This is a genomic window from Gordonia paraffinivorans NBRC 108238 (assembly GCF_000344155.1).
Taxonomy (GTDB): domain Bacteria; phylum Actinomycetota; class Actinomycetes; order Mycobacteriales; family Mycobacteriaceae; genus Gordonia; species Gordonia paraffinivorans.
The window spans coordinates 106,554-131,334 of sequence record NZ_BAOQ01000011.1; the positions used below are offsets into that span (position 1 = coordinate 106,554).

The 24,781-nt window shown below is 68.3% G+C and carries 21 protein-coding genes and 1 tRNA gene; 10 read left to right on the plus strand and 12 right to left on the minus strand.

All coding sequences use genetic code 11. The features are described 5' to 3' along the window. Nucleotides 1–19: 19 nt before the first annotated feature. From GP2_RS06070 to GP2_RS06085, 4 genes are all read right to left on the minus strand, one after another. The gene (locus GP2_RS06070) at nt 20–1,420 is read right to left on the minus strand and encodes an amidohydrolase family protein (protein WP_006899601.1); all 1,401 of its coding nucleotides are present in this window, start codon (nt 1,418–1,420) and stop codon (nt 20–22) included. A gap of 138 nt (nt 1,421–1,558) precedes the next feature. Beyond that, nucleotides 1,559–2,191, minus strand: coding sequence for a DUF2461 domain-containing protein (locus GP2_RS06075; RefSeq protein WP_006899602.1), 633 nt, complete (start codon nt 2,189–2,191; stop codon nt 1,559–1,561). Between the two features lie 4 nt (nt 2,192–2,195). Beyond that, nucleotides 2,196–3,293, minus strand: a complete 1,098-nt coding sequence (locus GP2_RS06080; protein WP_006899603.1) for a DUF6670 family protein — start codon at nt 3,291–3,293, stop codon at nt 2,196–2,198. Beyond that, the gene (locus tag GP2_RS06085) at nt 3,290–3,955 is read right to left on the minus strand and encodes a CHAP domain-containing protein (protein WP_006899604.1); all 666 of its coding nucleotides are present in this window, start codon (nt 3,953–3,955) and stop codon (nt 3,290–3,292) included. Before GP2_RS06085 ends, GP2_RS06080 begins: the two co-directional genes overlap by 4 nt. A 122-nt stretch (nt 3,956–4,077) precedes the next feature. On the opposite strand from GP2_RS06085, the gene GP2_RS06090 reads away from it, so the two are divergent. Further along, nucleotides 4,078–5,565, plus strand: coding sequence for a phospholipase D-like domain-containing protein (locus GP2_RS06090; RefSeq protein WP_006899605.1), 1,488 nt, complete (start codon nt 4,078–4,080; stop codon nt 5,563–5,565). Nucleotides 5,566–5,664: 99 nt separating this feature from the next. On the opposite strand, the gene GP2_RS06095 is transcribed toward GP2_RS06090, so the two are convergent. Then, nucleotides 5,665–6,270: a TetR/AcrR family transcriptional regulator gene (locus tag GP2_RS06095; RefSeq protein ID WP_006899606.1), complete on the minus strand. Its 606-nt coding sequence runs from the start codon at nt 6,268–6,270 to the stop codon at nt 5,665–5,667. A gap of 495 nt (nt 6,271–6,765) precedes the next feature. Next, nucleotides 6,766–7,311, minus strand: a complete 546-nt coding sequence (locus GP2_RS06100; protein ID WP_006899607.1) for an SbtR family transcriptional regulator — start codon at nt 7,309–7,311, stop codon at nt 6,766–6,768. A gap of 140 nt (nt 7,312–7,451) precedes the next feature. On the opposite strand from GP2_RS06100, the gene GP2_RS06105 reads away from it, so the two are divergent. Further along, complete coding sequence (locus tag GP2_RS06105) at nt 7,452–8,501, plus strand: hypothetical protein (RefSeq protein ID WP_006899608.1); 1,050 nt, start codon at nt 7,452–7,454, stop codon at nt 8,499–8,501. 209 nt (nt 8,502–8,710) lie between these two features. Further along, the gene (locus GP2_RS06110) at nt 8,711–9,706 is read left to right on the plus strand and encodes a glycoside hydrolase family protein (protein ID WP_006899609.1); all 996 of its coding nucleotides are present in this window, start codon (nt 8,711–8,713) and stop codon (nt 9,704–9,706) included. A gap of 169 nt (nt 9,707–9,875) precedes the next feature. Here GP2_RS06110 and GP2_RS06115 read toward each other — a convergent pair. Further along, nucleotides 9,876–9,952: transfer RNA gene (locus GP2_RS06115), tRNA-Leu, on the minus strand. Between the two features lie 98 nt (nt 9,953–10,050). Here GP2_RS06115 and GP2_RS06120 point away from each other — a divergent pair. After that, nucleotides 10,051–10,674, plus strand: coding sequence for an ANTAR domain-containing response regulator (locus tag GP2_RS06120; protein ID WP_006899610.1), 624 nt, complete (start codon nt 10,051–10,053; stop codon nt 10,672–10,674). Nucleotides 10,675–10,836: 162 nt separating this feature from the next. Further along, complete coding sequence (locus tag GP2_RS06125) at nt 10,837–12,201, plus strand: ABC transporter substrate-binding protein (RefSeq protein WP_006899611.1); 1,365 nt, start codon at nt 10,837–10,839, stop codon at nt 12,199–12,201. 77 nt (nt 12,202–12,278) lie between these two features. On the opposite strand, the gene GP2_RS06130 is transcribed toward GP2_RS06125, so the two are convergent. After that, a complete protein-coding gene (locus GP2_RS06130) occupies nt 12,279–13,445 on the minus strand; it encodes an LLM class flavin-dependent oxidoreductase (RefSeq protein ID WP_006899612.1) in 1,167 nt (388 codons plus the stop codon). A gap of 206 nt (nt 13,446–13,651) precedes the next feature. Between GP2_RS06130 and GP2_RS06135 the strand changes: the two genes are divergently transcribed. Then, on the plus strand, nt 13,652–14,416 hold the full coding sequence (locus tag GP2_RS06135) for a helix-turn-helix transcriptional regulator (protein ID WP_006899613.1): 765 nt from the start codon (nt 13,652–13,654) through the stop codon (nt 14,414–14,416). Nucleotides 14,417–14,553: 137 nt separating this feature from the next. Here GP2_RS06135 and GP2_RS06140 read toward each other — a convergent pair whose 3' ends face one another. From GP2_RS06140 to GP2_RS06155, 4 genes are read right to left on the minus strand one after another with little or no spacing between them, the layout of a single operon-like run. Continuing rightward, entirely contained in the window at nt 14,554–15,369 is an 816-nt protein-coding gene (locus tag GP2_RS06140; RefSeq protein WP_006899614.1) for an ABC transporter ATP-binding protein, read from the minus strand. Further along, complete coding sequence (locus GP2_RS06145; protein WP_006899615.1) at nt 15,369–16,514, minus strand: ABC transporter ATP-binding protein; 1,146 nt, start codon at nt 16,512–16,514, stop codon at nt 15,369–15,371. The genes GP2_RS06140 and GP2_RS06145 overlap by 1 nt, the downstream gene beginning before the upstream one ends. Further along, a complete protein-coding gene (locus tag GP2_RS06150) occupies nt 16,507–17,496 on the minus strand; it encodes a branched-chain amino acid ABC transporter permease (protein WP_006899616.1) in 990 nt (329 codons plus the stop codon). The genes GP2_RS06145 and GP2_RS06150 overlap by 8 nt, the downstream gene beginning before the upstream one ends. A gap of 3 nt (nt 17,497–17,499) precedes the next feature. Continuing rightward, nucleotides 17,500–18,903 (minus strand): ABC transporter permease subunit, encoded by a 1,404-nt coding sequence (locus tag GP2_RS06155; protein WP_006899617.1) that lies wholly within the window; start codon nt 18,901–18,903, stop codon nt 17,500–17,502. Between the two features lie 231 nt (nt 18,904–19,134). Here GP2_RS06155 and GP2_RS06160 point away from each other — a divergent pair, with 231 nt between their 5' ends. The 4 genes from GP2_RS06160 (at nt 19,135) to GP2_RS06175 (ending at nt 24,781) form a co-directional block, all read left to right on the plus strand. Next, nucleotides 19,135–19,707 carry a GNAT family N-acetyltransferase gene (locus GP2_RS06160; RefSeq protein WP_006899618.1) on the plus strand — a complete coding sequence of 191 codons (573 nt, stop codon included), beginning with the start codon at nt 19,135–19,137 and terminating at the stop codon, nt 19,705–19,707. Nucleotides 19,708–19,805: 98 nt separating this feature from the next. Next, nucleotides 19,806–22,553, plus strand: a complete 2,748-nt coding sequence (polA, locus tag GP2_RS06165) for a DNA polymerase I (protein WP_006899619.1) — start codon at nt 19,806–19,808, stop codon at nt 22,551–22,553. Continuing rightward, a complete protein-coding gene (locus tag GP2_RS06170; RefSeq protein ID WP_006899620.1) occupies nt 22,553–23,653 on the plus strand; it encodes an isocitrate/isopropylmalate dehydrogenase family protein in 1,101 nt (366 codons plus the stop codon). Before polA ends, GP2_RS06170 begins: the two co-directional genes overlap by 1 nt. A 237-nt stretch (nt 23,654–23,890) precedes the next feature. Continuing rightward, the gene (locus GP2_RS06175; RefSeq protein ID WP_085950501.1) at nt 23,891–24,781 is read left to right on the plus strand and encodes an ABC transporter substrate-binding protein; all 891 of its coding nucleotides are present in this window, start codon (nt 23,891–23,893) and stop codon (nt 24,779–24,781) included.

A 24,781-nucleotide genomic window follows, 5' to 3' on the forward strand; every position in this document is an offset into this window, starting at 1 on the left:
GGGTGGCGAGTCGCCCCGGTCAGGGAGCGGTGATCCGCCGTCCCTGCACGTAGACCTCGGCGATCGACGATTCCCGGATACCCATGAGCAACGTGAACAACGTCTGATCGCGCGCGAGGAGCGGGTCGTCGGAGCGGACCGCGTTCGCCAACACGGCGGCGAGCGGGGCGTCGGGCTCGATGACGACGAAATCGGCCTCCTTCCCGGCGTCGAGATTGCCGAACCGATCCTCCATGTCGAGGGCGCGGGCGCCGCCGAGTGTGCCGAGGAACAGCATCTCCGCCGGATGCATGGAGACACCCGCGTCACCGGGCTCGGAGATGTGCTGCTTGAACGCGTCACCCAGCACCCGCGGGATCAGCCACTCGTCGCCTCCGCCGACGTCGGTGCCGGCCGCGATGTTCACGCCCGACGCGACGGTCCGCTTCCACGGCATCGTGCCCGAGCCCAGGAACAGCTGCGAAATGGGGCAGTGCGCGATCGAGGTGCCGGTCTCGGCCATCCGCGCGATCTCGGCGTCCTGGCAGTGCACCGCATGCGCCAGGATCGTGCGTCGCCCGAGCAGGCTCTTGCCGCCGACCTCCGACCACGGCAGGAACCTGCCGTCGTAGGTGTCGAGGTACGAGTCGCAGCGGTAGAGCTTCTTCGTGATGTCGATCTCGCCGGTGCCCGGCCGGTTGTTCTCGTTGAGATGTGTGTGCACGTACACACCCCGATCGCGGTACTCGTCGTAGAGTTCGCCGAGGTTGCGGAGGGTCTCGGCGGTGACCGACAGCGAGAAGCGGGGCACGATCGCCACGTGGACGAGCGCGGTGGCCGGGTCGCCGGTGTCGGCGGCGTGCCACTTCTCGATCTCCTCCCGCGTGAGCCGGATGGCCTCCTCCTCGGAGGTGAGCAGCGGCCGGGCGGATTCGTCGCCGACGGTCTGGATGCCCCGGCCGGACACGATGCGCAGTCCGGCACTCAGCGTCTCCTCGAACAACGCGTCCTGCGCGGCGGGGAACGCGGAACCGAAGGCCATCATTGCCGTGGTGCCGGCGGCGATGCGCCGGCGCGTGAACTCGACGGCGGCCGTGCGCGCAAACCCCGGGTCGGCGAGACGGGCCTCCGCCGGGAAGATGCAGCGGTCGAGCCACTCGAGGAGTTGACCGCCGCCGTACGAGGCGCCGGCGAAGGTCTGCGGGAAGTGGATGTGCGTGTCGACGAAGCCGGGCAGCAGGAATCCGCCGGGATGCTCGTGCTGTTCGGCCGATGCGAATTCCGTTGGGACGCCGGACCGTTCGCCGCAATACGCGATGCGGCCGTCGTCGCCCACCACCAGTGCACCGTCGGGGATCGACACGAGGGCGTCGTCCGCCTCGGTGATCAGGGGGCTTCCGGACAGGTGGAAGACGTGGCCGTAGTGGATGTGATCGGTCATCGTCGACTCCTGGACATCACCCGGGGGACGTCGTGAGATGGGGAAGGCACCGGCAAAGGATGGCACGGGTGGTGCCGACGTGCAGGTCGGGCGGGCACCGGGGCGTCGCCCACGCGGGCCGCGGCCGGCCGGCGCGGCTCAGACGGCGCCGTGTCGGTCGATCCACTCGATCAGCGGTTTGGCGGAGCGCCAGTCCTTGCGGACGCGGTCGACGAGTGCGGGCGAGTGGATGACCTCGTCGAACCCGTAGTCCTTGCCGACGAACAGCGACTTGTGCCGCAGGAGTTCGATGCGCGGGTGGTCGACGTCGTAGCCGCGGGGTGCGGTCTTGAGTCGCTCGCCGTCGACCTCCCAGCCGGCCTTGGTGAGCTTGCGCACGATGCGCACGAGTTCGGGGCCGTGCAGGTCGTCGTCGATGGCCCGGCGGATCGCGGCGAGCCGGTCGGAGGCGGCCTCGTAGAAACCGACCGCGACACGGACGCCGGGCGCCCCGATCTGGATGTAGTAGCCCGTGGCGGGGGCCACCTGGACGAAGGCGCCCTGATGGGTCTTGTACGGGGACTTGTCCTTGGAGAACCGTACGTCCCGGTACGGGCGGAACAACTTGGCCGGCCCGAACTCGTCGGCGAGTTCCTCGGTGAGCGCGGTCATCGGCTCGGCGACCGCCGTCGTGTAGGTCTCTTTGTGCTGCTCCCAGAAGTACTTCGAGTTGTCGATCTCGAGGTCGTCGTAGAAGTCGAGGGCAGCTTCGGGGAAACCGGTGAAGCTCATGCACTCACCGTATCGGTGCGACCCGGCGTCCCGGACTCCTGTGCGGCGGCACGCGTTCGTCGATGTGCTCGGAGTAGCCCCGGGTGGTGAACTCCTCCCCGTCGAGGCGCACCTGCGCGCTGTACCCCGAGATGTACCCGCGGCCGATGGCGAAGCGTTGCGGACAGTCGTAGGTTCCGACGACCGTCATTCCGTCGCAACCGAACTCGAAAGTACGGGGCAACAATCGCGCGTTGCCGTAGGCGTCGACGGTCGGGGCGTCGTCGGTCTCCAGGACCCGGTGGTATCCGCCGTGGACCTTGCGGTCGGGTGTGCCGTCCATCGACCGGAAGATGGCGTTCGTCTCCACGATCGCCCCGAAGGCGCCGAGTTGCGTGAACAGGATCTGCCGTTCGCCGGGCACGTCGACCACGTGGTAGCTGAACCACTGCAGCGGCAACCGTCGGCGGGAAGCGCGGCGCAGCACCACGTAGGGACTCACACTGCGGGCGTACTCGAGGTTGCCGACGCCGGAGACCGGGGTGACCACCCCGCGGTGCGTGACCTCGCCCTCGTAGCGTCCGACGTGGCCGATGTGCCGCCACACCGGCGATCGCACGAACCATGTCGTCTCCGGGCGGCACCTCATGGTCACCCGCGCGTCGAGGTCGCCGGCGTGCAGGCGGATCTCGAAGTCCGGGTGGGTCCCGCTGATGGTCGCGAGCGTCCCGAACTCGGCGTGATCACGCGCGAACCGGCCGTCCCGTTCGATCGACAGCACCTCGCGTGCGTAGGCGTTCTCGGCGCCGCTCGATGCCGACGCGACGATGATGTCCTGGGGATCGTCCGGTGCCGCCTCGTGCGGGAAGTCGAAGGCCTGCAGCCCGGTCGTCCCGCACATGACCATCAGGCTCAGATAGCGATGCGGGTCGGGCAGGTTCGGGAGCATGAGGCCGTGATGGCTCCAGCCGTAGCGGCGTGAGAGAGCGGTGTGGGGGAGCAGGTCCAGCGAATGGTCGAACGGCTCGTGCGATGCGCGATGGGCGGCGTCGGTGTAATGGCGGGCCACCGCCAGTGCCGGCCGGAGGTATCGCGGCGGTCGCGATGGGTACTCCGTGGTCATCGGGCCGCTCCGGAGTCGTCGAGCCGCCCGAATCCGACGACCCCGCCGTCGGACGACCAGTCCAGCTTGTGGACCCGGATCCTCCTCATCTCGTTGCCCCCGACCGTGACCGCCTCGTCGCCGTCGACCGCGACCACGATGTTCGTGTGCTGGCCCAGCGCCGAGGACCGGTCGTACAGGACGACATCGCCGACCCCGGGCGTGTGGTCGCCGACCGGTTCGAACCTGCCGGTGCCGTCGTAGAACTCCTGCAACGTGAACACGCCCGGGATGCGCCAGTGCCCGGAGTTGGGGTTGCGCAACGGCACCCCGGCCTCCCGCATGATCCAGCTGACGAAGTTCGCGCACCAGGGTTCGTCGGCGCCCTCGGAGTAGAAAGTGCCCGGCCGCTGCCTGGCGTGCTCGGCGCGCAGCAGCTCGACGATCCGGTTCTGCGTCGGCGTCAGCTGCGACGCGTCGACCTGCGGGAACTCGGCCGTGTCCCACGGAAGCCACCGTTGCGGCACCGTGCGCCAGGCGACCACGCCGACCCCGAGGACCAGCATCACGACGACCACCGCGGCCAGGACGAACGGGCGGCGACGGCGTGGTCGGTGACGCGGATCCGTGCCGGTCGCGGGATCGGCTCCGGTGCGGGTCGCGGCATCGGGCTCAGGGCTCACTCCGCCGAGTGTAGGCAAACCATCCGCGCACGAGGCCACGCCGAATCCCGATGTCGGAACGGACGAGGCTGCGAGATGTTGGCACAATGGCCGGGCCGGGCCGGGGAGGGTGGAGAGAGACGATGGTGGACCAGACCGAGCACGCGCCGATCCTGCGTGTGGGCGAGACATGCCGGGAGATCGCCGCTGCCGGGCGGGTGGCTTGCATCGTCGATGCGGCCGATTACTTCGTGCACGCGAAGTCGGCCCTGTTGCAGGCCAAACGCCGTGCGGTGTTGATCGGCTGGGACGTCGACACCCGTATCCGGCTCGACCCGCGCTCGTCGGAGGGCGATGTGCCCGACGAACTCGGGGACTTTCTCAAGTGGCTGGTGGACAACCGGCCCGGATTGGAGATCTACGTTCTGCGCTGGAGCGTCGGCGCGTTCACCGGCATGTTGCGCGGCGTCGCGCCGCCCTTCGTGCAGGACCTGCTGACCGGGCGCCGGCTGCACTACCGGATCGACTCCGCCCATCCCGCCTCCGCCGCGCACCACCAGAAGATCGCGGTCATCGACGACCAGTTCGCCTTCTGCGGCGGGATCGACATGACCGTGGACCGCTGGGACACCTCGGAGCACCTGTCGCGCAACGAGTTCCGTCGTGGTCCTGACGGCGAGCCGCACGGTCCGTGGCATGACGTGACGGTAGCGCTCGACGGGGATGCGGCCCGGGTCGTCGCCACGGTGGCCCACGACCGGTGGGAGGCGGCCACCGGCGAGCGACTGGCCCCGCTCGTCGACACCGCGGGGCCCGACATATGGCCGGAGGGCCTCGAGCCGACCTTCACATCTTGCGACGTGGGCGTCGCCCGCACCATCCCGCACTACGGCGACCGTCCGCAGGTCGAGGAGATCCGCCGGTTGTACCTGGCGGCGTTCGCGGCCTCTCGGCACACGATCTACATCGAGAGTCAGTACCTGGCCGCACGCGAGATCGCCGAGGCGCTCGCAGCACGGCTTCGCGAGGACGACGGACCGGAGATCGTCGTCGTGCTGCCCCGGCATTCCGACAGTCCCGTCGAGCGACTCGCGATGGACGGGGCGCGGCACAGACTGCTGAAGTTGCTGTGGCAGGCCGATGTTCACGATCGCTTCCGCGCCTACTATCCGGTGACCGCGGAGGGCGACCCGATCTACGTCCATGCGAAGGTCCTCGTCGTCGACGACGTCCTGCTGCGGATCGGGTCGTCGAACCTGAACAACCGGTCGCTGGGGTTCGACAGCGAGTGCGACGTCGCGATCGAGGCGGATGCCGACGACCCGGCCGACGCCGAGTTGCGAGCGAAGATCACCGGGTTCCGTGTCCGGCTGCTGTCCGAGCACCTCGACGTGACCGCGGACGAGTTCGATGCCGCTGTGCGGGAACGGGAGTCGCTCCTCGAGGCGGTCGAGGCGATGCGCAGCCCGGGGCGGACACTCGAAGAGTTCGACCGGGAGACGATCGACGACGAGGAATCGGTCATCGCCGAGAACGAACTCGTCGACCCGGAGGACGCGAGAACCCCGACGCTGGAACGGGTCTACCGGAGTGTGCTGCGGCGGGCCGGCGGCCGGCGGTCGCGCCACTGAGGCCCGGAGGTCTCCGGTCGCGGCGCTCGGACCCGGCGGCCTCGGACCCGGGGCTCTCGGCCCTGCGGTCCTGCGACTCGAGGCATCCGGGGATCGCGGTCAGTCCGCGCGGACCCGGGCCGCCTCGATGGCGGGTGCGATGATCTCGGCGAGGTCTGCTGCGGCGTCGCGGTCGCCCTCGGGCGGCATGGCCACGAAGCTCAGGGCCATCCGGGTGGTCGCCCGGCAGACGCGTTCGATGTCGTCCTCGGCCATCGACAGCCAGGTGGACTCGCGGAACGCCTGCGCGAGTACCTCACTCGCGGTCGTGAGGATCGGTGCGGCGTCGGTGGTGATGAGCTTCATCAGGTCGGGCTTCGCCTCGCCGGACAACAGGGACGCGACGAGGGGGTCGGTCGCGACCCCGGCGAAATACTCGGTGAACGACGTCCGCAGCGCACCCGTCACGTCGTCGACGTGCGCGGCCAACGCCTCGGCCACATGTCCGGCGAACCTGCTCGCGAGGCGCACGGCGTACCCGCGGGCCAGTCCGTACCGGGAGCCGAACTCGTTGTAGACGGTCTGGCGGCTCACCCCGGTGGCGGCGGCGACATCGGACATCCGGACCTGCGACCAGTCCCGCTCCATGAGCAGGTCGTGCAGGCCGTCCAGGAGCGAGTTCCGGAGGAGCGACTTGCTGTCCTGCGCGTAGTTCCGGGTCTTCATCTCTCGCGCCAGTCCCTCGACCGTCGTGTCCGTTCGCGCCGCGGCGCGGTGTCGGCTCCTCGTGTTCTCACTCGCACAGTCGTGCGATGCCGCTGTGGACATTATCAGGGCTGTGTATGAGCACTGGACAAAACGGGTGGTTTGTAAAATACACTTCCGCCAAGAAGATCCCTCGCGCTTTTCTGTCGGGGGAGGGCGCGAGGGATCTTCTCGGGGGGGGATTCAGATGCGGTGAGGGGACATCCGCACCTGCTCGAGGGGCTCTTTCACCCCTCCGCGTCGGTGTGTTTGTCGACAGGTCGACTCCACACGTCTGATCGGGTACCCGGGGTTCCGGGTCCGGAAACAGATTGTTCCATCTGCAACGACGTTCACGGCGGTCTCGGCGCCAGTTGATTCGAACGGACGACACCGTGCGTGTCGGCCGCTGCGTGTATGTCCGCTGTGTCTGTGTCGCTGTGTGTGCGTCGCTGCGTCGCCGCTGGTCCAGCGGTCTCACCGGGGGCGCATGCCCGCCAGAAGGATCGACACCAGCCGGGGCACCAGCTCCGGGGTCGCGGCACTGACGGCTGCCGGCTGTGGGCGGGTGAGCAGGCCGATGCCGACGATGAGCTCGAGTGCCTGCAGGTCCCCTCGGACGAGTCCGGCGTCTTTCGCTGTGTCCAGTAGTTCTTCGACGCGCTCGAGCGTCTGTGTCTGCGTCTGCCGAACCGCGGCGGTGACGTACTCGGCCAGCGCCGCCGACAGCGCACCGAGGTCGAGGTCGACGAGTCGGTTCACGAACGCCGCCCACGTGTCGTCGGGGGAGTCGGCGACGGTCGCCAGCGCTTCGTCGGCCGCGCGGCCGATGTCGGCGAGGATGGCCAGTGCGACCTCGTCGGCCAGCGCGTGCCGGGACTCGAAGTTGCGGTAGAGCGTCGCGATGCCCACCCCGGCGGCCTCGGCGACGGCCTCGAGGGCGACGCCTCCGCCCTGGGCGGCGAACAGGCGGCGGGCTTCTCGGACGATCGCCTCGCGTCGTCGTGCCGCGTCGGCCCGCATGGCCACGTCCCTTCTTCTCCGTGGGGCGGCTTCGGTGTGCACCGTCCATCACAACCGGTTGACAAGTCCAGTCTAACCGGAGGATCATCCTCCAGTATTAAGTGGAGGAAAAACATCCACTTCTAGTTCTGAGGAGAATTGTGACGACGACAGCGAATCGGGCGCCGGATGCACAGGCCGATCCGGTGGCCGAGAAGACACCCCACCCGGTGCTGATGTTGCTCGGGCTGACCGTCGGACTCGGCGTGATCCTGGTCTTGCTCCTGCTGGTCTTCATCCTCCCCTCGCTCAAGAGCGGGGCCCACGACCTGCGTGTCGGCGTCGTCGGGCCCGTCGCGGCGGTCGATTCCTTCGAGAGGTCGCTCGAGGCGGCCGACCCGGGCGCATACGACACCCGGCGGTTCACCTCGGAGGACGATCTGCGCGCAGCCATCGAGAACCGCGACGTGGTCGGCGGATTCGTCGTCGACGACACGAGCATCGACGCCCTGGTCGCCAGCGCGGGGTCGGCGACCATCAGCGGCAACCTGGCCGCCACGGCCCAGGCCGTCGGCAAGGCGACCGACCGTGCGGTCGAGGTCGACGACGTCGTCGCGCTGCCCGCGGCCGACCCGACCGGCATCGGCATCGGCGGTCTCGCGTTCCCGCTGGTGTTCGGCGGCATCGTGCCCGTCGTCGCCTTCCGCAAGGTCTTCCCGCGCAGCGAGGGCTGGTACCACGCCGGGCTCTTCGGGTTCTCGTTGCTGGGCGGTTTCATCGTCGCCTGCATGCTGGATTTCGTCTTCGGCAGCATCGACGCCGGCCTGTGGTCGGCCGAGTTCTGGGCGGTCGCCGGGGCGATCGCACTGGGCATCGGGGCGTTGGCGTTCCCGCTCGCCGGACTTCAGGGCGTCTTCGGTGCCAAGGGGTTCACGCTCGGCGCGATGGTGATGATGTTCCTGGGCAACCCGTTCGCGGGTATCGCCGCCACCGCCGCATGGTTGCCGTCGTGGGCCGCCGTCGTCGGCCAGATCCTGCCGCCGGGCGCCGCGGGCACGCTGGTCCGTGCGGCCGCGTACTTCCACGGCGCGGGCGGTGCGACGGCCGGTCTGACGCTGGCCGCGTGGATGATCGTCGGCCTGGTGCTGATCGCGGTCGGGTTGCGCCGCAACCTCGTGTCGTCGGCGGCTGAGGCGGGGGCCGCAGCCTAGGCTCTGCCCGAATCCTCTGGCAGAGGGAGCGTTCGGTGTCGCTGCAGGTGAACGTGGACGATTTCGTCTGGGCCGAGACGCGCCGGACGTCTGCCCGAACGTGCTGATCGCGATCCGGATCCGGTCGAGACCGCGCCGCCCCGGACTCGTTCGGCAACGGTTGCCGGAAACCCTCGCGCGGCCCCGGTGGCGTCGCCGATACTGCTGGCATGGTGCCGATCCGGGGAATCCGCGCTCGTCGTGACCGCTCTCGTCTCCACCTGGGTGCGCTCGCAGCCGCGCTGCTCGCACTGACCGGCCTCGTCGTCGCCACACCCGGCACGGGTTCCGCCGCGGGGTGGCGGTACACCATGGTCGGGTTCAGCAACATCAGCCAACATCACATGGACGTCTACCAGTCCGGCGACGCGACGACCTTCCGGCCGCTGCGGATGTCGGCGTTCACGCCGCCATCGGGCGTGGTGCGCGACCCCAGCATCTTTCGCGGCGCCGACGGCTGGTACCACGTCGCGTACACCACCGGCCGGGCCACCATCGGCTTCGCCCGCAGCCGCGACCGGGTGAACTGGGCGTTCACCCACGAGTACCCGGTGCCGTTGTGCTGTGCCCTCCTGCCCGGCAGCGGCGACGGCAGAGGGGTGTTCGGCTCCTCGTCGGGTTCGTTGAGCTTCGGGTCGGCCGGGTCGAGCGACGGACCGTCGTTGTCGCCGTTCACGACCAAGGCCTGGGCCCCGGAGTTCTTCGTCGAAGGCGGTCGGGTCCACCTCGTCCTGTCGATGTCGACCGGCGGCGGATTCATCCCGTACGTGATGACCGCACTGGACCCCGGTCTGCGGATGTGGACGCCACCCGTGCCGATCCTGAGCATCGGCGCCGACCACATCGACACCACGATCGTGAAGGTCGGCGGGACCTACCATGCGTTCGTCAAGAACGAGGGCAAGAAGACCATCGAGCACGCCGTCGCGGGCTCGCTCCACGGCCCGTACCGGTTCGTGCCGATCCGCAACTTCGGCCGTTTCGTCGAGGGCATGGCGGTGGTGAGGCTCCCGAACGGCAACTGGCGCATGTACTTCGACGCCTACAAGACGGGTCGGTACCACTACAGCGACAGCCGCGACCTGTACGCGTGGTCGCCGGCCAAGGAGCTGCCGCGTCTGTCGGGCACGGTCCGGCACTTCGGGGTGATCCGGGAGTCAGCGTAGGTCCGCCAAGCCGCTGTGCGACCTCGTTTCGTCGATGCGACCTCAATCGAAGTCGCACCGTCGAAGTGAGGTCTGGCGGTGGTTCGCCGTCGCGATGCGAACGACATCACACAGGGCCGGGTCGGTGTGGCGCCGGGAAGTGGCAATCCGCTGCTGACCTGCGCTGATGTGGTGCCCCCGGTGAGACTCGAACTCACACTGGACGGGTTTTGAATCCGTTGCCTCTGCCAATTGGGCTACGGGGGCTCGTGCCCGGGATGACCCGTGCAGGAGCCAACTCTAGATGATCGGCCGAGTGCGCCTGCAACCGGTACTCTTCGGGGCAACCACGACGTGGAGGAGGGATGGTGACGGTGACCGACAGTGCGACGGCAACCACCGGTGAGGCCACGAAGACGCACCGTGTGCTCGTGGCCGAGGACGACTCGCTGATCCGCATGGACCTGATCGAGATGCTCCGCGAAGAGGGCTACGACGTCGTGGGGGAGGCGCCCAACGGGCAGGTCGCCGTGGAGCTCACCGAGACGCTGAAACCCGACCTGGTGATCATGGACATCAAGATGCCGGTCCGGGACGGCATCGACGCGGCGACCGAAATCGCCGAGAAGCGCCTCGCGCCGGTCGTGATGCTCACGGCGTTCAGCCAGCGCGACTTCATCGAGAAGGCCCGCGACGCCGGCGCGATGGCCTACCTGGTCAAGCCCTTCACGAAGGCCGACCTGGTGCCGGCGATCGAGGTCGCGGTGAGCCGGTATCACGAACTCAAGCTCCTCGAGCGCGAGGTCGCCTCGATGAACGAGCGGCTCGAGACCCGCAAGCTCGTCGAACGCGCCAAGGGGCTGCTCATGGCGAAGCAGGGGTTGTCGGAGCCGGAGGCGTTCAAGTGGATCCAGCGCGCCGCGATGGACCGCCGGACGACGATGAAGGCGGTCGCGCAGGTCGTCGTGGAGACGCTCGGGACCAACTGACGGCAGAAGGTCATTGTTCGCAATGTCGGTGGGCGTAAAGGAGTTTCACGTTCTTTACGCGGGGGCAACAACATCGGACTAGCTTTTCTCCCACGATGTGCGGTTGGACGCGTCAGCTCGATGCGCCGCCTTCGTGAAACGAGAATCGCAAGGAGAGCATTGATGTCCTTTCGCTTTTTGACGAGCGGGGCAGTGGCCGTGACGGCGGCGGCAGCGCTCGTCGTCGCCGGCTGCAGCAGCTCTGACCCTGGTTCCGACGGAGGCTCGGCGGCGTCGGAGAGCGTCACCGTCGAATCCACTCCCGCCCCGCCCGGCCTGGGCCTTGCGCAGAAGCTGGCGTGTAACCCGCCGAAGGCCACGCCGGGGCCGGTGAGCACCGCGCCGCTGAAGATCGGCACCCTGCTGCCCGAGACCGGCTCCCTCGCGTTTCTCGGGCCGCCGATGGTCGCGGGCGTCAACCTCGCCATCAAGGACATCAACGCCGCCGGCGGCGTCCTCGACAAGCCGGTCGACCTGATCACCGGTGATTCCGGCGACACCACCACCGACACCGCCAACGCCACCGTCGACCGCGAGCTCAGCCAGGGCGTCCAGGTCATCATCGGCGCCGCGTCGTCGTCGGTGTCGCTGAAGGTCATCGACAAGATCGCCAATGCCGGCGCCGTCATGTTCTCGCCGGCCAACACCTCCGACGAGTTCACCTGCTACCAGGACAAGGGACAGTACTTCCGTACCGCTCCCGCCGACGTCCTGCAGGCGCAGGCACTCTCGCAGACCATGGCCGAGGACGGCGTGCAGCGCGTGTCCATCCTCGCCCTCAACGACCCGTACGGCACCGGACTCGCCGACAACACCGTCCGCGATCTCGAGGCCGCGGGCGTCCCGTCCGACCAGATCCAGAAAATCATCTACGACCCGAACGCCCAGTCGTTCAACGCCGAGGTCGACCAGGTGAAGAAGTTCAACCCGGACGGCATCGCGGTGATCGGCTTCGAGGAGAGCGCCAAGATCATCACGCGCATGCACGAGGTGGGCATCGGCCCGAGCGACGGCAAGCTCGTCTACGGCGTCGACGGCAACATGGGCAACGCACTCGGCGAGGCCGTGGGAGATGGCCTGCTCAAGGGTATGAAGGGCACCACCCCGCTCACCCAGACCAGCGGTGAGTTCCAGTCCGCGCTGAAGGACCTCGACCCGAAGCTGATCGACTACAACTACTCGGGCGAGAGCTACGACGCCACGGTGCTGAGCGCGCTCGCCGCCGAGGCCGCGAAGTCGACCGACGGACGTGCCATCGCCGCCAACATCATCGGCGTCACCAACGGCTCCGAGGAGTGCGACTCCTACCAGGCCTGCCTGGACCTGTTGAAGAGCGGCAAGACGATCGCCTACGTCGGCAAGACCGGCAACCTGGCGTTCAACGCCGCCGGTGAACCCAGCGTCGGCTCCTACGGCATCCTGGAGTTCGATGACAGCAACCAGCTGCTGACCCCGACCCGCAAGTACGTGTCGGTGGCCGCGCAGTAGCCCTCACGACAAGAGACCCCGACCCGAAAGGGTCGGGGTCTCTTCGTCTTTCGTCGAAGGCTCCGCTGCCGGCCGTGTCAGGCCTTGGCGGCCAGCTCCTGCTGGTACTTGCGGGTCATGTGGTCGACGGCCTCGAGTTGCTTGGCGGCGTGGCCCTCCCGCACGGCACGGGCGTGCGCGGCGGCGTCGAGGGTGGCCTGCGCCTGTCCCTGGAAGTGCGGGAACACCTCCTGGGCGAACAGTTCCGCGGAACGCTTCGTGTCCTGGGGATTCGCCCAGTCGTGCCCCATCTGGAGCATGCAGCCGAAGCCGCCCGACTGATCCCAGAGCCGCTGCACCTGGGCGCGCGCCTGCTCGGGCGTGCCGATGACGCCGATCCCGGCTTCGTTGATGAAGTCGATCATCTCGGTGAGTCTGCTTCCGGAGACGGCCATCTGGGGGAAAGCCGCCACGTGCTGGAAGTAGTCGAACCACTGCTCGATGCCGTACTCGACCTGCCGGTAGGCCTCGGCCTCGGTCTCGGCGATGTGGAACGGCCCGGCGAGCGTCCACTTGCTGCGATCGACCGTCACGTTGTTCGCCGCCGCGCGCTCCTCCATCACATTCCAGTGGTGGCCGAGCGCGTCGAAGCCGTCCGCGGACAGCGTCGCGCCGATCGAGAGCAGTCCCAGTCCGTGGGTGCCCGCCAGTCGGGGTCCGGTGGGCGAGGCCACGGCGGCGACGACGATGTCGATGCCGTCGGCCGAGTACGGGGCCAACTGCAACCTGGCGTCATACAGCTCGTGTGTGCGTGTCTTGGCCGACACCGTCTCGCCGCGGAGCAGGCGCACGACGATGTCGAGGTTCTCCTGCAGCAGTTCGCGGGTGTCGGTGGGGTCCAACCCGATCATCGCCGAGTCGGTGGGCAGCGAGCCCGGTCCGACGCCGAAGATGGTCCGTCCGCGGGTCAGGTGGTCGAGCTGCATGATGCGGTCGGCCGCCCACAGGGGGTTGTGGTACGAGAGCGAGGTGACGCCGGTGCCGAATCGGATGCGCGGTGCGCGCTGCGATGCCGCGGCGATCATGATCTCGGGCGACGCGATGATCTCGCTGCCGGCGGAATGGTGCTCGCCGAACCAGACCTCGTCGTAGCCGAGGTGGTCGAGGTGATCGACGAGGTCGAGGTCCCTTTCGAGCGCCGCCGTGGGGTTGCGGCCGGGTGCGTGGAACGGTGCCATGAAGTATCCGAAGCGAAGCCTGCTCATGGTGTCTCCTTGTCGATCTGCTCGGCCCGGCGGTCTGCCGGTCACGATCGAAACCCTAGGGAGAATGTGACGGCGGCCACAGTGCACGAAAGTGGACAAATCGTGGAAACCCACGACGCGGCACACGTTGCGTGGCGTTGCATGTGCCCGGGATCACATCGCATTGGGTATTGTGCGGGGATCGCTTCGCGAGGAAGGAGTGGGCGTTGGCTGGTCGGTCGGTCGAGCTGCCCGTCGAGGAGTACGAACGGATCTTCGCGATCCTGGACGCGAGTTCGCAGGCCACGAGCCTGGACGAGTTCAAGAACGACCTCATGGTGGCACTCCACGGGCACTATGACTGCCTGAACACGACCTTCTTCACCGGCCCGACGTTCGTCACGGCGTTCTCCGACCCGGCTCCCGTGGTCACCGGCAGGATCACGCCGGTCATCGACGAGTATCAGGCCCGCTGGTACCCCAAGGACGTGTTCGCGTCGCCGCAGTCGAGGGCGGCGCTCGCGGCGCGGCCGGCGATCTCCGCGGACGACCTGCGTGGTCTGCCGAACGACTCGGTGACCTATCTGCAGGACTTCCTCTATCGCAAGCGGTTGCACAGTGCGTCGGTCATGCACCTCGACCTCGCGCACGGCTGCCATGGTCTGGTCGGCATGTTCGACTCACGCGGGAGGAAGCCCGACCCCGCGCGGCTGCACGCGATGGGCATCCTGGCGCGCCAGTTGTCCGAACGTGCGAAATCACTTCCCGGACAAGTTGTTCCCTCGTGGCGGGATCGGCTGACGCCACGACAGGTGCAGTTGGCCGAACTGGTCGCCGACGGCCACACCAACGAGGAGATCGCGGAGATCCTCAACCTCGGACTCGACACGGTGAAAAAGTATGTGAGCCGGGTGTTCTCGGCCACACGGGTCCGCAACCGCGCGGAACTGGTGAAGCTGGTGTGCCTGGAATCGATCGCCGTCGCAGGGTGAGCGCGCGGGGTCCGGTCCCGCGTCCGGTCACCCCGAGTCCGGTCACCCCGAGTCCGGTCACCCCGAGTCCGGTCGCTTTGAGTCGGGTCGCCCCGGCCCGGTTGGTGCAGGTCCGGCCGGCGCCGACGGGTGGGCGGTCAGCCCTTCTTCTCCGACCTTCCCGCCAGGGTGCCGAGATAGAGTTCGACGATCTTCGGGTCGGTGGCGAGGTTGCGCCCGGTGTCGGTGTAGGCATTGCGGCCCTGGTCGAGGACGTAGCCGCGGTCGCAGATCTGAAGGCATCGGCGGGCGTTCTGCTCGACCATGATGATCGAGACGCCGGTGGCGTTGATGGCCTTGCAGCGGATGAACACCTCGTCCTGGAACATGGGGGACAGGCCCGCCGACGGCTCGTCGAGCAGCAGCACCGCCGGGTCCATCATGAGCGCCCGACCCATCGCGACCATCTGCCGCTCGCCTCCGGACAGTGCCCCGGCCTTGACCTTTCGGCGCTCGGCCAGCAGCGGGAAGAGTTCGGAGACGAACTCGAACCGCTGGGCGAAGGTCTTCGGGCGCAGGTACACGCCCATCTCGAGGTTCTCCTCGATGGTCAACGCCTGGAACACATTCTGCGTCTGCGGCACGTATCCCACGCCTTTGTCGACGAGGACGTGGGCCTTGGCCGCGGTGATGTCGTCGCCGCGGAGGGTGACCTTGCCCTTGCGCACCGGGATCAGTCCGAACAGGGTCTTCAGCAGGGTCGACTTGCCGGCGCCGTTGGGGCCGATGATGCCGACGATCTCGCCCTCGTCGAGATAGAAGTTGCACTCCGACAGGATGTCGATGCCGGGCAGGTAGCCGGCGGTGATGTCGTCGGCCCGCATGAGTGCGTCGACAGCGCGCTTGCGATGTTCCTCCGGCGTGGCCGCGAGCTGCGCGGGTGTCAACGACGTGGAGTTCGCTCCGGTGCTCATCACTCGCCCTTCTTCTCGGGGTCGACGCTGTGGGACGCAGCGTCGTCGGTGACCTCGGGCAGTTCGGTGACCGGCTCCGAGAGGTCGCCGCCCTCCTCGAGGGTCTGCTCGATCGCCGCCTCGACCTTCTCGGCGAGGACCGCGGTATCGCCGACCGGCCGGCCCTGGTCGTCGAACTCCAGCGCCATGTCGTGGTGGCCGCCGAGGTAGGCGTCGACGACGGCCTCGTTGTCACCGAGGTTCTCCGGCAACGACTCCGCGATGATCTGACCCTGCGCCATGACCACCACCCAGTCGCTGATGTCGCGGATCACGTCCATGTCGTGCTCGACGAACACCACGGTCACGCCCTCGTCGCGCAGCGCCTTGATGTGCTCGAGCAGGCTCTGGGTGAGCGCGGGATTCACGCCGGCCATCGGCTCGTCGAGCATCACGATCTCCGGGTCGGTCATCAGCGCCCGCGCCATCTCCAGGAGCTTGCGCTGACCGCCCGAGAGCGAGCCGGCGAAGTCGTCGGCCTTGGCGTCGAGCCGGAACCGGCGGAGCAGTTCGTGTGCGCGCTCGGTGATCTCGGCCTCCTGCCTGCGCCACGTCCACGGCATGAGGGCGGACAGGAAATGCTCGCCGCGCTGCCCGGTCGCCCCGAGCTTGACGTTGTCGAGGACGGTCATCTTCGACAACGCCTTCGTCAGCTGGAACGTGCGCACCATGCCGCGGCGCGCGACCTGGTGGGGGACCATGCGGCCCAACGATTCCCCGTTGAGCGACCAGGTTCCGGTGTCCGGCCGGTCGAAGCCGGTGATCAGGTTGAAGAAGGTGGTCTTGCCGGCGCCGTTGGGGCCGATGAGGCCGGTGATCGCGCCACGCTGGATCTCCAGGTGGTCGACCTGGACCGCCTTGATGCCGCCGAAACTGCGGGAGACGTCGTCGACGACGATGATCGGGTCGGGTTTGGCCGACCCGGGCACGGCGTCGACCCCGGCGAACAGGCCGGAACGCTCGGGGGCGGTCAGCACCTTGAGATCGCGTCGGGTGGCGCGGGTGCCCGCGATGCTCGCTTCGGTCTCGTCGAGGGCGGTACCGGCCGGGGCGGACGGTGCCGGGTGATCGTCGTCGGGAATCGAGTGGCGTCCGTCATCAGGCATCGAGCTGCACCTCCCTCTTGTTCCCGAGGAGTCCCTGTGGTCGGAACACCATCATCAGGATGATCGCCAGGCCCAGCAGCACGTAGCGGATCGCGCCGACCTGTTGCGCGGACAGGTCCAGCATGGGGTTGTCGCCGGACGTCGCCTGACGCAGCAGGGCGTCGGGGATGGCCAGCAGGAACCAGAACAGCATCGCGCCGACGACCGGTCCGAACACCGTGGCCGCACCTCCGAGGATCAGTGCGCCGTAGGCGAAGAACGTCTGGGCGGTCGAGTAGAAGTCGGGGTTGATCGATTGCGTCGCAAGCGCATTGAACACACCGGCGAGGCCGCCGATGCAACCGCCGAGGATGAGTGCCTGCATCTTGAAGAAGTAGGCGTTCTTGCCCAGCGACCGGGCGGCGTCCTCGTCCTCGCGGACCGCTTTGAGCACGCGACCCCACGGCGAGTGCACGAGCAGGTAGACCATGAGGCACAGGAGGAGCACGACCGACCAGCCGACCACCATCGACCACAGGTCGCCGCCGAGGAATTTCACCCCGAGGAACGAGTACTGCTTGCCGTTGTCGAACGGGCTGATCGAGAAGAACCCACTCGCGTAGCCGTAGATGCCGTTGGTGGAGTGGGTGAAGCCGTCCGACGACGTCGAGCGGAACACCAGGCGCAGGATCTCCGACGCGGCGATGGTGACGATGGCGAGGTAGTCCGCCCGCAGGCGCAGCGTCGGGATGCCGAGCACCACCGCGAGCATGCCCGCCGCCGCGATGCCGACGATCGCGCCGAGCCACAGCGGCTGATCGTAGTTGACCGCCATGATGCCGACGCCGTATCCGCCGAGCAGCGCGAAGGCGATCTGCCCGAAGTTGAGCAGTCCGGCGTAACCGAAGTGCAGGTTGAGGCCGATGGCCAGGAGTGCGTAGAAGATCGCCGACGGGCCGATGAGCTGGGCGGCCGCGATCTGTAATGCCGAGACGATGTCCATGGGTCAGCCGATCCTCGCTCGCGATCCGAGAATGCCCTGGGGCCGGATGGTCAGGATGATGATCAGAATCAACAGGCCGCCGATGTACTTCAGGTCCGGGCTGAGGACGTAGGTCGACAGCTGCACCAGCAGCCCGACGATGAGGCAGCCGAGCAAGGCGCCGTACGCGGTGCCGAGTCCGCCCAGCGTGATGCCGGCGAACATCAGCAGCAGGAGCTTGAAACCCATCTCCCATTGCACGCGCCCGCCGAGTTCGGAGAGCGCGAACATGACGCCGCCGAGGGTCGCGAGACCGCCGGCGAGTGCCCACACGAACAGGATCACCCGGTCGACGTCGATGCCCGACGACTCGGCGAGGTCCCGGTTGTCGGCGACGGCGCGCATCGCCTTGCCGATCCTGGTGCGCTGCAACATGGCAGCGACCGCCAGCAGCACCACGATGCAGATGACGATGCACGCGAGGTTGACCGGGGTGATGGCGAACGGCCCGGAGCCGATCTGCTTCTGGGCCTGATAGTCGTCGAACGGCTCGGACCGGTCGGAGAAGAAGATCAGGATCAAGTAGCGGATCACCAGGGCCAGGCCGATCGACACGACAAGCATCGAGATCAGCCCGGTTCGTCGTCGCCGCAACGGTCTCCACAATCCCAGCTCGTTGGCCATGCCGATGCCGACGCCGACCACGATCGCGAGAAGCGTGGCGGGGATCAGGTGCAGCCCGACCTTCACGTTGAACACCCAGGCGACGACCGCACCCAGGGTGACGAGTTCGCCGTGGGCGAAGTTGGTCAGGCGCGTAGTGCCGAAGATCAGGCTGAGCCCGACGCTGGTGATGGCGATGATGAGGCCGAACCGAATGCCGTCGATGGCCAGGCGGGTCAGTTCGGCGACGGCCGACACCTCGGTGCCCGTGCGCACCTCGCCGAACGAGAAGATCACCGGCCGTGCCGTCCCGCCGCTGACGTCGACGGGCAGTTCGTTCTTCTGGACCGCGACATCGTCGGGGAGGCTCTCGGTGTCCAGGACGATGGTGTACGTGCCGGGCGGCACGTTGATGGACCACGCACCCGTCGGCGACGAGGTCGCCGTGCCGACGACGTTCCCGGAGGCGTCCTTGGCCTCGAGCTTCACGTCGGGGACCTTCTCGTCGCCGTTGCGCAGGACGCCGAACACGCGGACCTCGTTCGGCGCCGCCTCGGCGGTCGTCGCGCCGAGCAGGCCGCCGAGGAAGGTCGCCACGAGAAACAGCAACAGCGCCAGTCCGATCGGCCGGGTCGGGCCGGAGGACGCAGGACGAGGTGCCGGGAGACGGGTCTGGCGAGCAGGGGCCCGATATGAGCGACGCGAGGACGAGGGATCGGTGCGGTCGGCGGATACGGGCGGGGCCTGCAGGTCAGGCTCTGTCATCGAGGGTGGTACCTCCCTTGTGACCCGGACGGATGAGGTCCATCGGCTCGCGAACCCGCCGCGGTGGCCGGCGAAATGGCCGCTGCGAGTTCACCTTGCGGACCTTAACCGCAGCTGTGTCGCCGCGTGGCGACAACGACGTTTCCCGGAAGTTACAGTTCCCGCTGCGTCGAAGTGACCCGATCGGTGAATGTCCTCCTCGCCGACGGGGACGGGTTCTAGGCTGGTGTGATGGTGCCTGTCGTCGTCGACGAGACGAGAAATCTCGACCTGGTCAGCGCGCTTCTCGCCCAGGCCTTCGCCGATGACCCGGTCGTGGTCTGGCTCCACCCGGACCGTTCGAGGCACCTCCGGCTGTTCCGCACGCTGGTCCGCCGGAGCCACGGTGTGAACGCGACCTTCGATCTCGCCCTCCGCGACGGCCAGCCGGTCGGCGCCGCGGCCTGGGACCCGCCGGGTCACAAGATCTCGGCCCGGGCCCAGGTGTTGTCGACGCTCGAGTTCATGAGCGCGCTCGGCTCCCGGGCCATGCGGGGGATGAAGCTCGAGGAGGAGTTCGCCAGGCGACGCCCGAAGGAGCCGCACTGGTATCTGGGACAGGTCGGCACGCCGGTCCAGGGTGCCGGGATCGGTTCGGCCCTGCTCCGGCACCGCCTCGAACGGATCGAGGGGCCGGCATACCTGGAGTCGTCGAACGCCCTCAACGTCCCGCTGTACGAGCGGTTCGGCTTCGAGGTCACCGAGGAGTTCGAACTCCCCGACGACGGACCGAAGGTGTGGGCGATGTACCGGCCCATGCGCTGACGGCGCCCCGGCCGCCGGCCGCCGGCGGCCGGCGAGGGCCACCAGGGCGTTCGGGCGGGCGGGTCCGGCTGTCGGCGCACATCACTAGACTCTGCGACGTGAGTCCAGCGCAGAGTTCCCCGGCAGCAACCCGTACCGGCAGCAAGGGCAAGACCAGGCAACCGGTCCTCATGCTCCTCGACGGTCATTCCCTGGCATATCGGGCGTTCTTCGCGCTGCCGGCCGAGAACTTCAAGACCCACTCCGGACAGACGACCAACGCGGTCTACGGCTTCACCTCGATGCTCATCAACCTGCTGCGCGACGAGGAGCCCACCCACATCGCGGCGGCCTTCGACGTCTCGCGCAAGACGTTCCGCTCGGAGATGTACCCCGAATACAAGGCCCAGCGGGCGAAGTCCCCGGACGAGTTCTCCGGGCAGGTGGAGCTCACCAAGGAGGTGCTCGACGCCCTCGGGGTCACGGTGCTGGCGATGGAGGGCTACGAGGCCGACGACATCATCGCCACCCTGGCGACGCAGGCCCGCGAGCAGGGATACAAGGTGCTCATCGTCACCGGCGACCGCGACTCGCTTCAGCTCGTCGACCCGTCGACCACCGTGCTGTACCCGCGCAAGGGCGTGTCCGACCTCACCCGGTTCACCCCGGAGGAGGTCGAGAAGAAGTACGGTCTCACGCCGACCCAATATCCCGACTACGCGGCGCTGCGGGGCGACCCGAGCGACAACCTGCCCGGCATCCCGGGCGTTGGGGAGAAGACCGCCTCGAAGTGGATCCGCGAGTACGGCTCGCTGGCCGCCCTCGTCGACCACGTCGACGAGGTGAAGGGCAAGGTCGGTGACGCGCTGCGCGCGAACCTCGCCTCGGTGCAGACCAACCGCCAGCTCACCGAACTCGTGCGCGACATGCAGCTGCCCGTCGGACCCGACGACCTCGCGATGGTCGGCTGGGACCGCGACCGCATCCACCAGCTCTTCGACGACCTCGAATTCCGCGTCCTGCGCGACCGCCTGTTCTCCACGCTGAGTTCCGTCGAGCCCGAGGCCGAGGCGGGCTTCGCCCTCGACGGGTCGATCCTCGGCGCGGGGGAGGTGGCGTCCTGGCTGAACGAGCACGCGCGCACCGGCCGCAGCGGCCTCGCCGTGACGGCGCCGCATGTCGTCGTCGGCTCCGATCCCGCCGGCCTGGCGATCGCCGCGGCCGACGGCGCGTCGGCGTACATCGACGTGACCACGCTGAACCCGGAAGACGATGCGGCACTGGCCGCCTGGCTCGCCGACCCGGAGGCGCTCAAGGCGGTGCACGAGGCGAAGTGGGCCGTCCACGCATTGCGTTCGCGCGGTTGGCAACTCGCCGGCGTCACCAGCGACACCTCGCTGGCGGCCTACCTCGTGCGGCCCGGCCAGCGGACCTTCAACCTCGACGATCTCGCCCTGCGGTACCTGCGTCGTGAGCTGCGCGCCGACACCGGAGCCGGCGAGGGTCAGATGTCGCTGCTCGACGACGACACCGACGGCAAGGTCGCCGAACAGCACATGCTCGAGGCGCGTGCGGTCCAGGAACTCGCCGACACCCTCGACACCGAACTCGAGCGCATCGCCTCCAAGCCGCTGCTCACCGACATGGAGCTGCCGCTGTCGTTCGTGCTCGCCGATCTCGAGGCCGCGGGCATCGCGGTCGACGTCGACCACTTCAACGCCCTCGCCCAGATGTTCAACGACCGTATCCGGGCGGCCGCCGAAGCGGCGTACGAGGTGATCGGCGAGCAGATCAACCTCGGCTCGCCCAAGCAGCTGCAGGCGGTGCTGTTCGACAAGCTCGACATGCCGAAGACCAAGAAGACCAAGACCGGCTACACCACCGACGCCGACGCGCTGCAGTCGCTGTACGAGAAGACCGAGCACCCGTTCCTCGCCCACCTGCTCGAGCACCGCGACGCCACCCGGCTGAAGGTGACCGTCGACGGCCTGCTCAAATCGGTCGCCGACGACGGGCGCATCCACACCACCTTCAACCAGGCGGTTGCCGCCACCGGCCGCCTGTCGTCGACCGAGCCCAACCTGCAGAACATCCCGGTGCGCACCCAGGCCGGGCGCGAGATCCGACGCGGCTTCATCGTCGGATCGGATCCGGCCACCGGGACCGACTTCGAATGCCTGATGACCGCCGACTACAGCCAGATCGAGATGCGCATCATGGCGCACCTGTCGGAGGACGAGGGCCTCATCGAGGCGTTCAACACCGGTGAGGACCTGCACAACTTCGTCGGGTCGCGCGCGTTCGGCGTCCCGATCGACGAGGTGACCACCGAGATGCGCCACCGCGTCAAGGCCATGTCGTACGGACTCGCCTATGGTCTGTCCGCCTTCGGGCTCGCCGCGCAGCTGAAGATCAGCCGCGAAGAGGCCAAGGAACAGATGGAGCAGTACTTCGCCCGGTTCGGCGGCGTGCGCGACTACCTGCAGAACGTGGTGACCGAGGCCCGGCGCAACGAGTACACCGCGACGCTGTTCGGGCGCCGCCGCTACCTGCCGGATCTCAACAGCGACAACTGGCAGCGCCGCCAGGCCGCCGAGCGGATGGCGCTCAACGCGCCGATCCAGGGCACGGCCGCCGACATCATCAAGGTGGCGATGCTCAACGTCCACAAGCGCCTGGCCGCGGAGAAGCTGCGCTCGCGCATGCTGCTGCAGGTCCACGACGAGCTCGTCGTGGAGGTCGCCGCCGGTGAGCGGGACGCCGTGGAGAAGCTGGTGCGTGAGGAGATGGGCAACGCCATCACCCTGTCGGTCCCGCTCGAGGTGTCGGTCGGGTTCGGCCGGTCCTGGGACGACGCGGCGCACTGATGGCGTCGCCGCGCACGATCGGGGTCCTCCACGGAGACGGGATCGGTCCGGAGATCGTGCCCGCGGCGCTCGCGGTCGCCGACGCCGCGGCCCGAGCCGAGGGCGTCGAGATCGAGTGGCGTGAACTGCCCTTCGGTGCCACGGCGATCGCGACGCACGGTAACCCCGTCCCGGACGAGACCCTGACCGCTCTCGACGGCCTGGGCCTGTTCGTGGTCGGGCCCCATGACTCGGCGTCCTACCCGGCCGAATCGAAGAGCCCGACACCGGGGGCCGTCCTGCGCGGCCGGTACGGGCTGTTCGCGAATCTCCGCCCGGCCAAGGCATTTTCGGGTGTCGCCGCGGCGACACCCGACATCGACGTGCTGATCGTGCGGGAGAACTCCGAGGGTCTCTACGCCGACCGCAACATGGCCGTCGGCAGCGGCGAGTTCATGCCGACCCCCGACGTCGCGCTGGCGGTGGGACTCGTCACCCGGGCGGCGTCGGAGCGCATCGCGCGGGTCGCTTTCGAATCGGCACGCGAGCGGGCCGCGGCCCGAACTCCGGGCACCCGAAGGCCGGGCCGGGTGACGGTAGTGCACAAGGCGAATGTGCTGCGGATGACCACCGGCCTGTTCCGCGACGTGTGCCTGGAGGTCGCCGAGGAGTTCCCCGACGTCGAGGTCGACGACAAGCACGTCGACGCGATGGCGGCCCTCCTGGTGCGGCGCCCGGCGGACTTCGACGTCGTCGTCACCGAGAACCTCTTCGGCGACGTGCTCTCGGACCTTGCCGGCGAACTCGCCGGTTCCCTCGGCATCGCCGGTTCGGTGAACTGCTCGCGGACCCAGGTCATGGCCCAGGCCTCTCACGGCGCCGCCCCCGACATCGCCGGCCGCGGAGTCGCCAACCCGACGGCGATGATCGTGTCGGTGTCGATGGGCTTCCGCCGGTACGGGATCATGACCGACGACGCCGCCCTCGTCCGCGCGGCCGACCGCATCGACACGGCCGTTTCGACGACCTTCGCGTCGACGGTCGCGACCGCCGACCTCGGCGGCACCGCCTCGACGGGGGAGTTCGCGGACGCGGTGATCGACCGGCTGAACCAGGCGTGACCACGGCGTGAGCGCCCGTGACCGACCGCCGCACGAGCCGTGCCCGCTGGGGCGCGACACGAGAGACGCGCGAGAGTACATGCGCGAACACGCGAGTGTCCGGCCGGCGAACCCGACGCGAACTAGAGTGAGTTGGTCTGACCTGGTGACCGAGGACGAAGGGATGTGTTTGTGACACGGGCCTCGACACAGGGCTACCGGCGTTCGCGTCGGCCGAGAGGTGCGGCGGCGCGCCGGATGCGGATGTGGGGGTGCCTGCTGGTGGCCCTCGCCCTTGCCGTCACCGGGTGCGTGAACAACGAAGAACGCGAGCGCGCCAACCAGGTGACGCCGATCGACGTCGACGTGCAGAAGGTGCCACAGATCGCCGCGCTCGTCCCGCCCGAGATCGCGAGGACCGGCAGACTCGTGATCGGGGTGAACGTGCCGTACCAGCCCAACGAGTTCAAGGGACCCGACGGCCGGATCATCGGCTACGACGTCGATCTCATGAACGCCGTCGCCAAGGTGCTCGGCCTGACCCCGGTATACCAGGAGTCGCAGTTCGACACCATCATCCCGTCGGTGCAGGCGGGGACGTACCAGGTGGGCATGTCGTCGTTCACCGACACCCTCGAGCGGGAGAAGCAGGTCGACTTCGTGACGTACTACAGCGCGGGTGTGCAGTGGGCGCAGGCGGCCGACTCCGACGAGGACATCGACCCGTCGAACGCCTGCGGCAAGCGCGTTGCCGTGCAGACCACCACCTACGAGGACACCGACGAGATCCCCGCCAAGAGCGCCGAGTGCAAGGCGAAGGGACTCGAGCCGATCGACAAGGTGAAGTTCGACAGCCAGGACGAGGCGGTCAACGCGCTGATCCTGGGCCGGGTCGACGCGATGTCGGCGGACTCGCCGGTCACCGCCTATGCGATCAAGCGCACTAACGGGAAGCTGAGGCCGGCCGGCGAGGTGTTCGACTCCGCGCCCTACGGCTGGGCGGTCCGCAAGGGATCGTCGCTGGCACCCGCGATGCAGAAGGCCGTGCAATACCTCATGGACAACGGACAGTACGAAGAGATCGCGGCCAACTGGGGGCTGCAGGAGGGCATGATCGATGTCTCCGTCATCAACGGGGCGGTGAGCTGA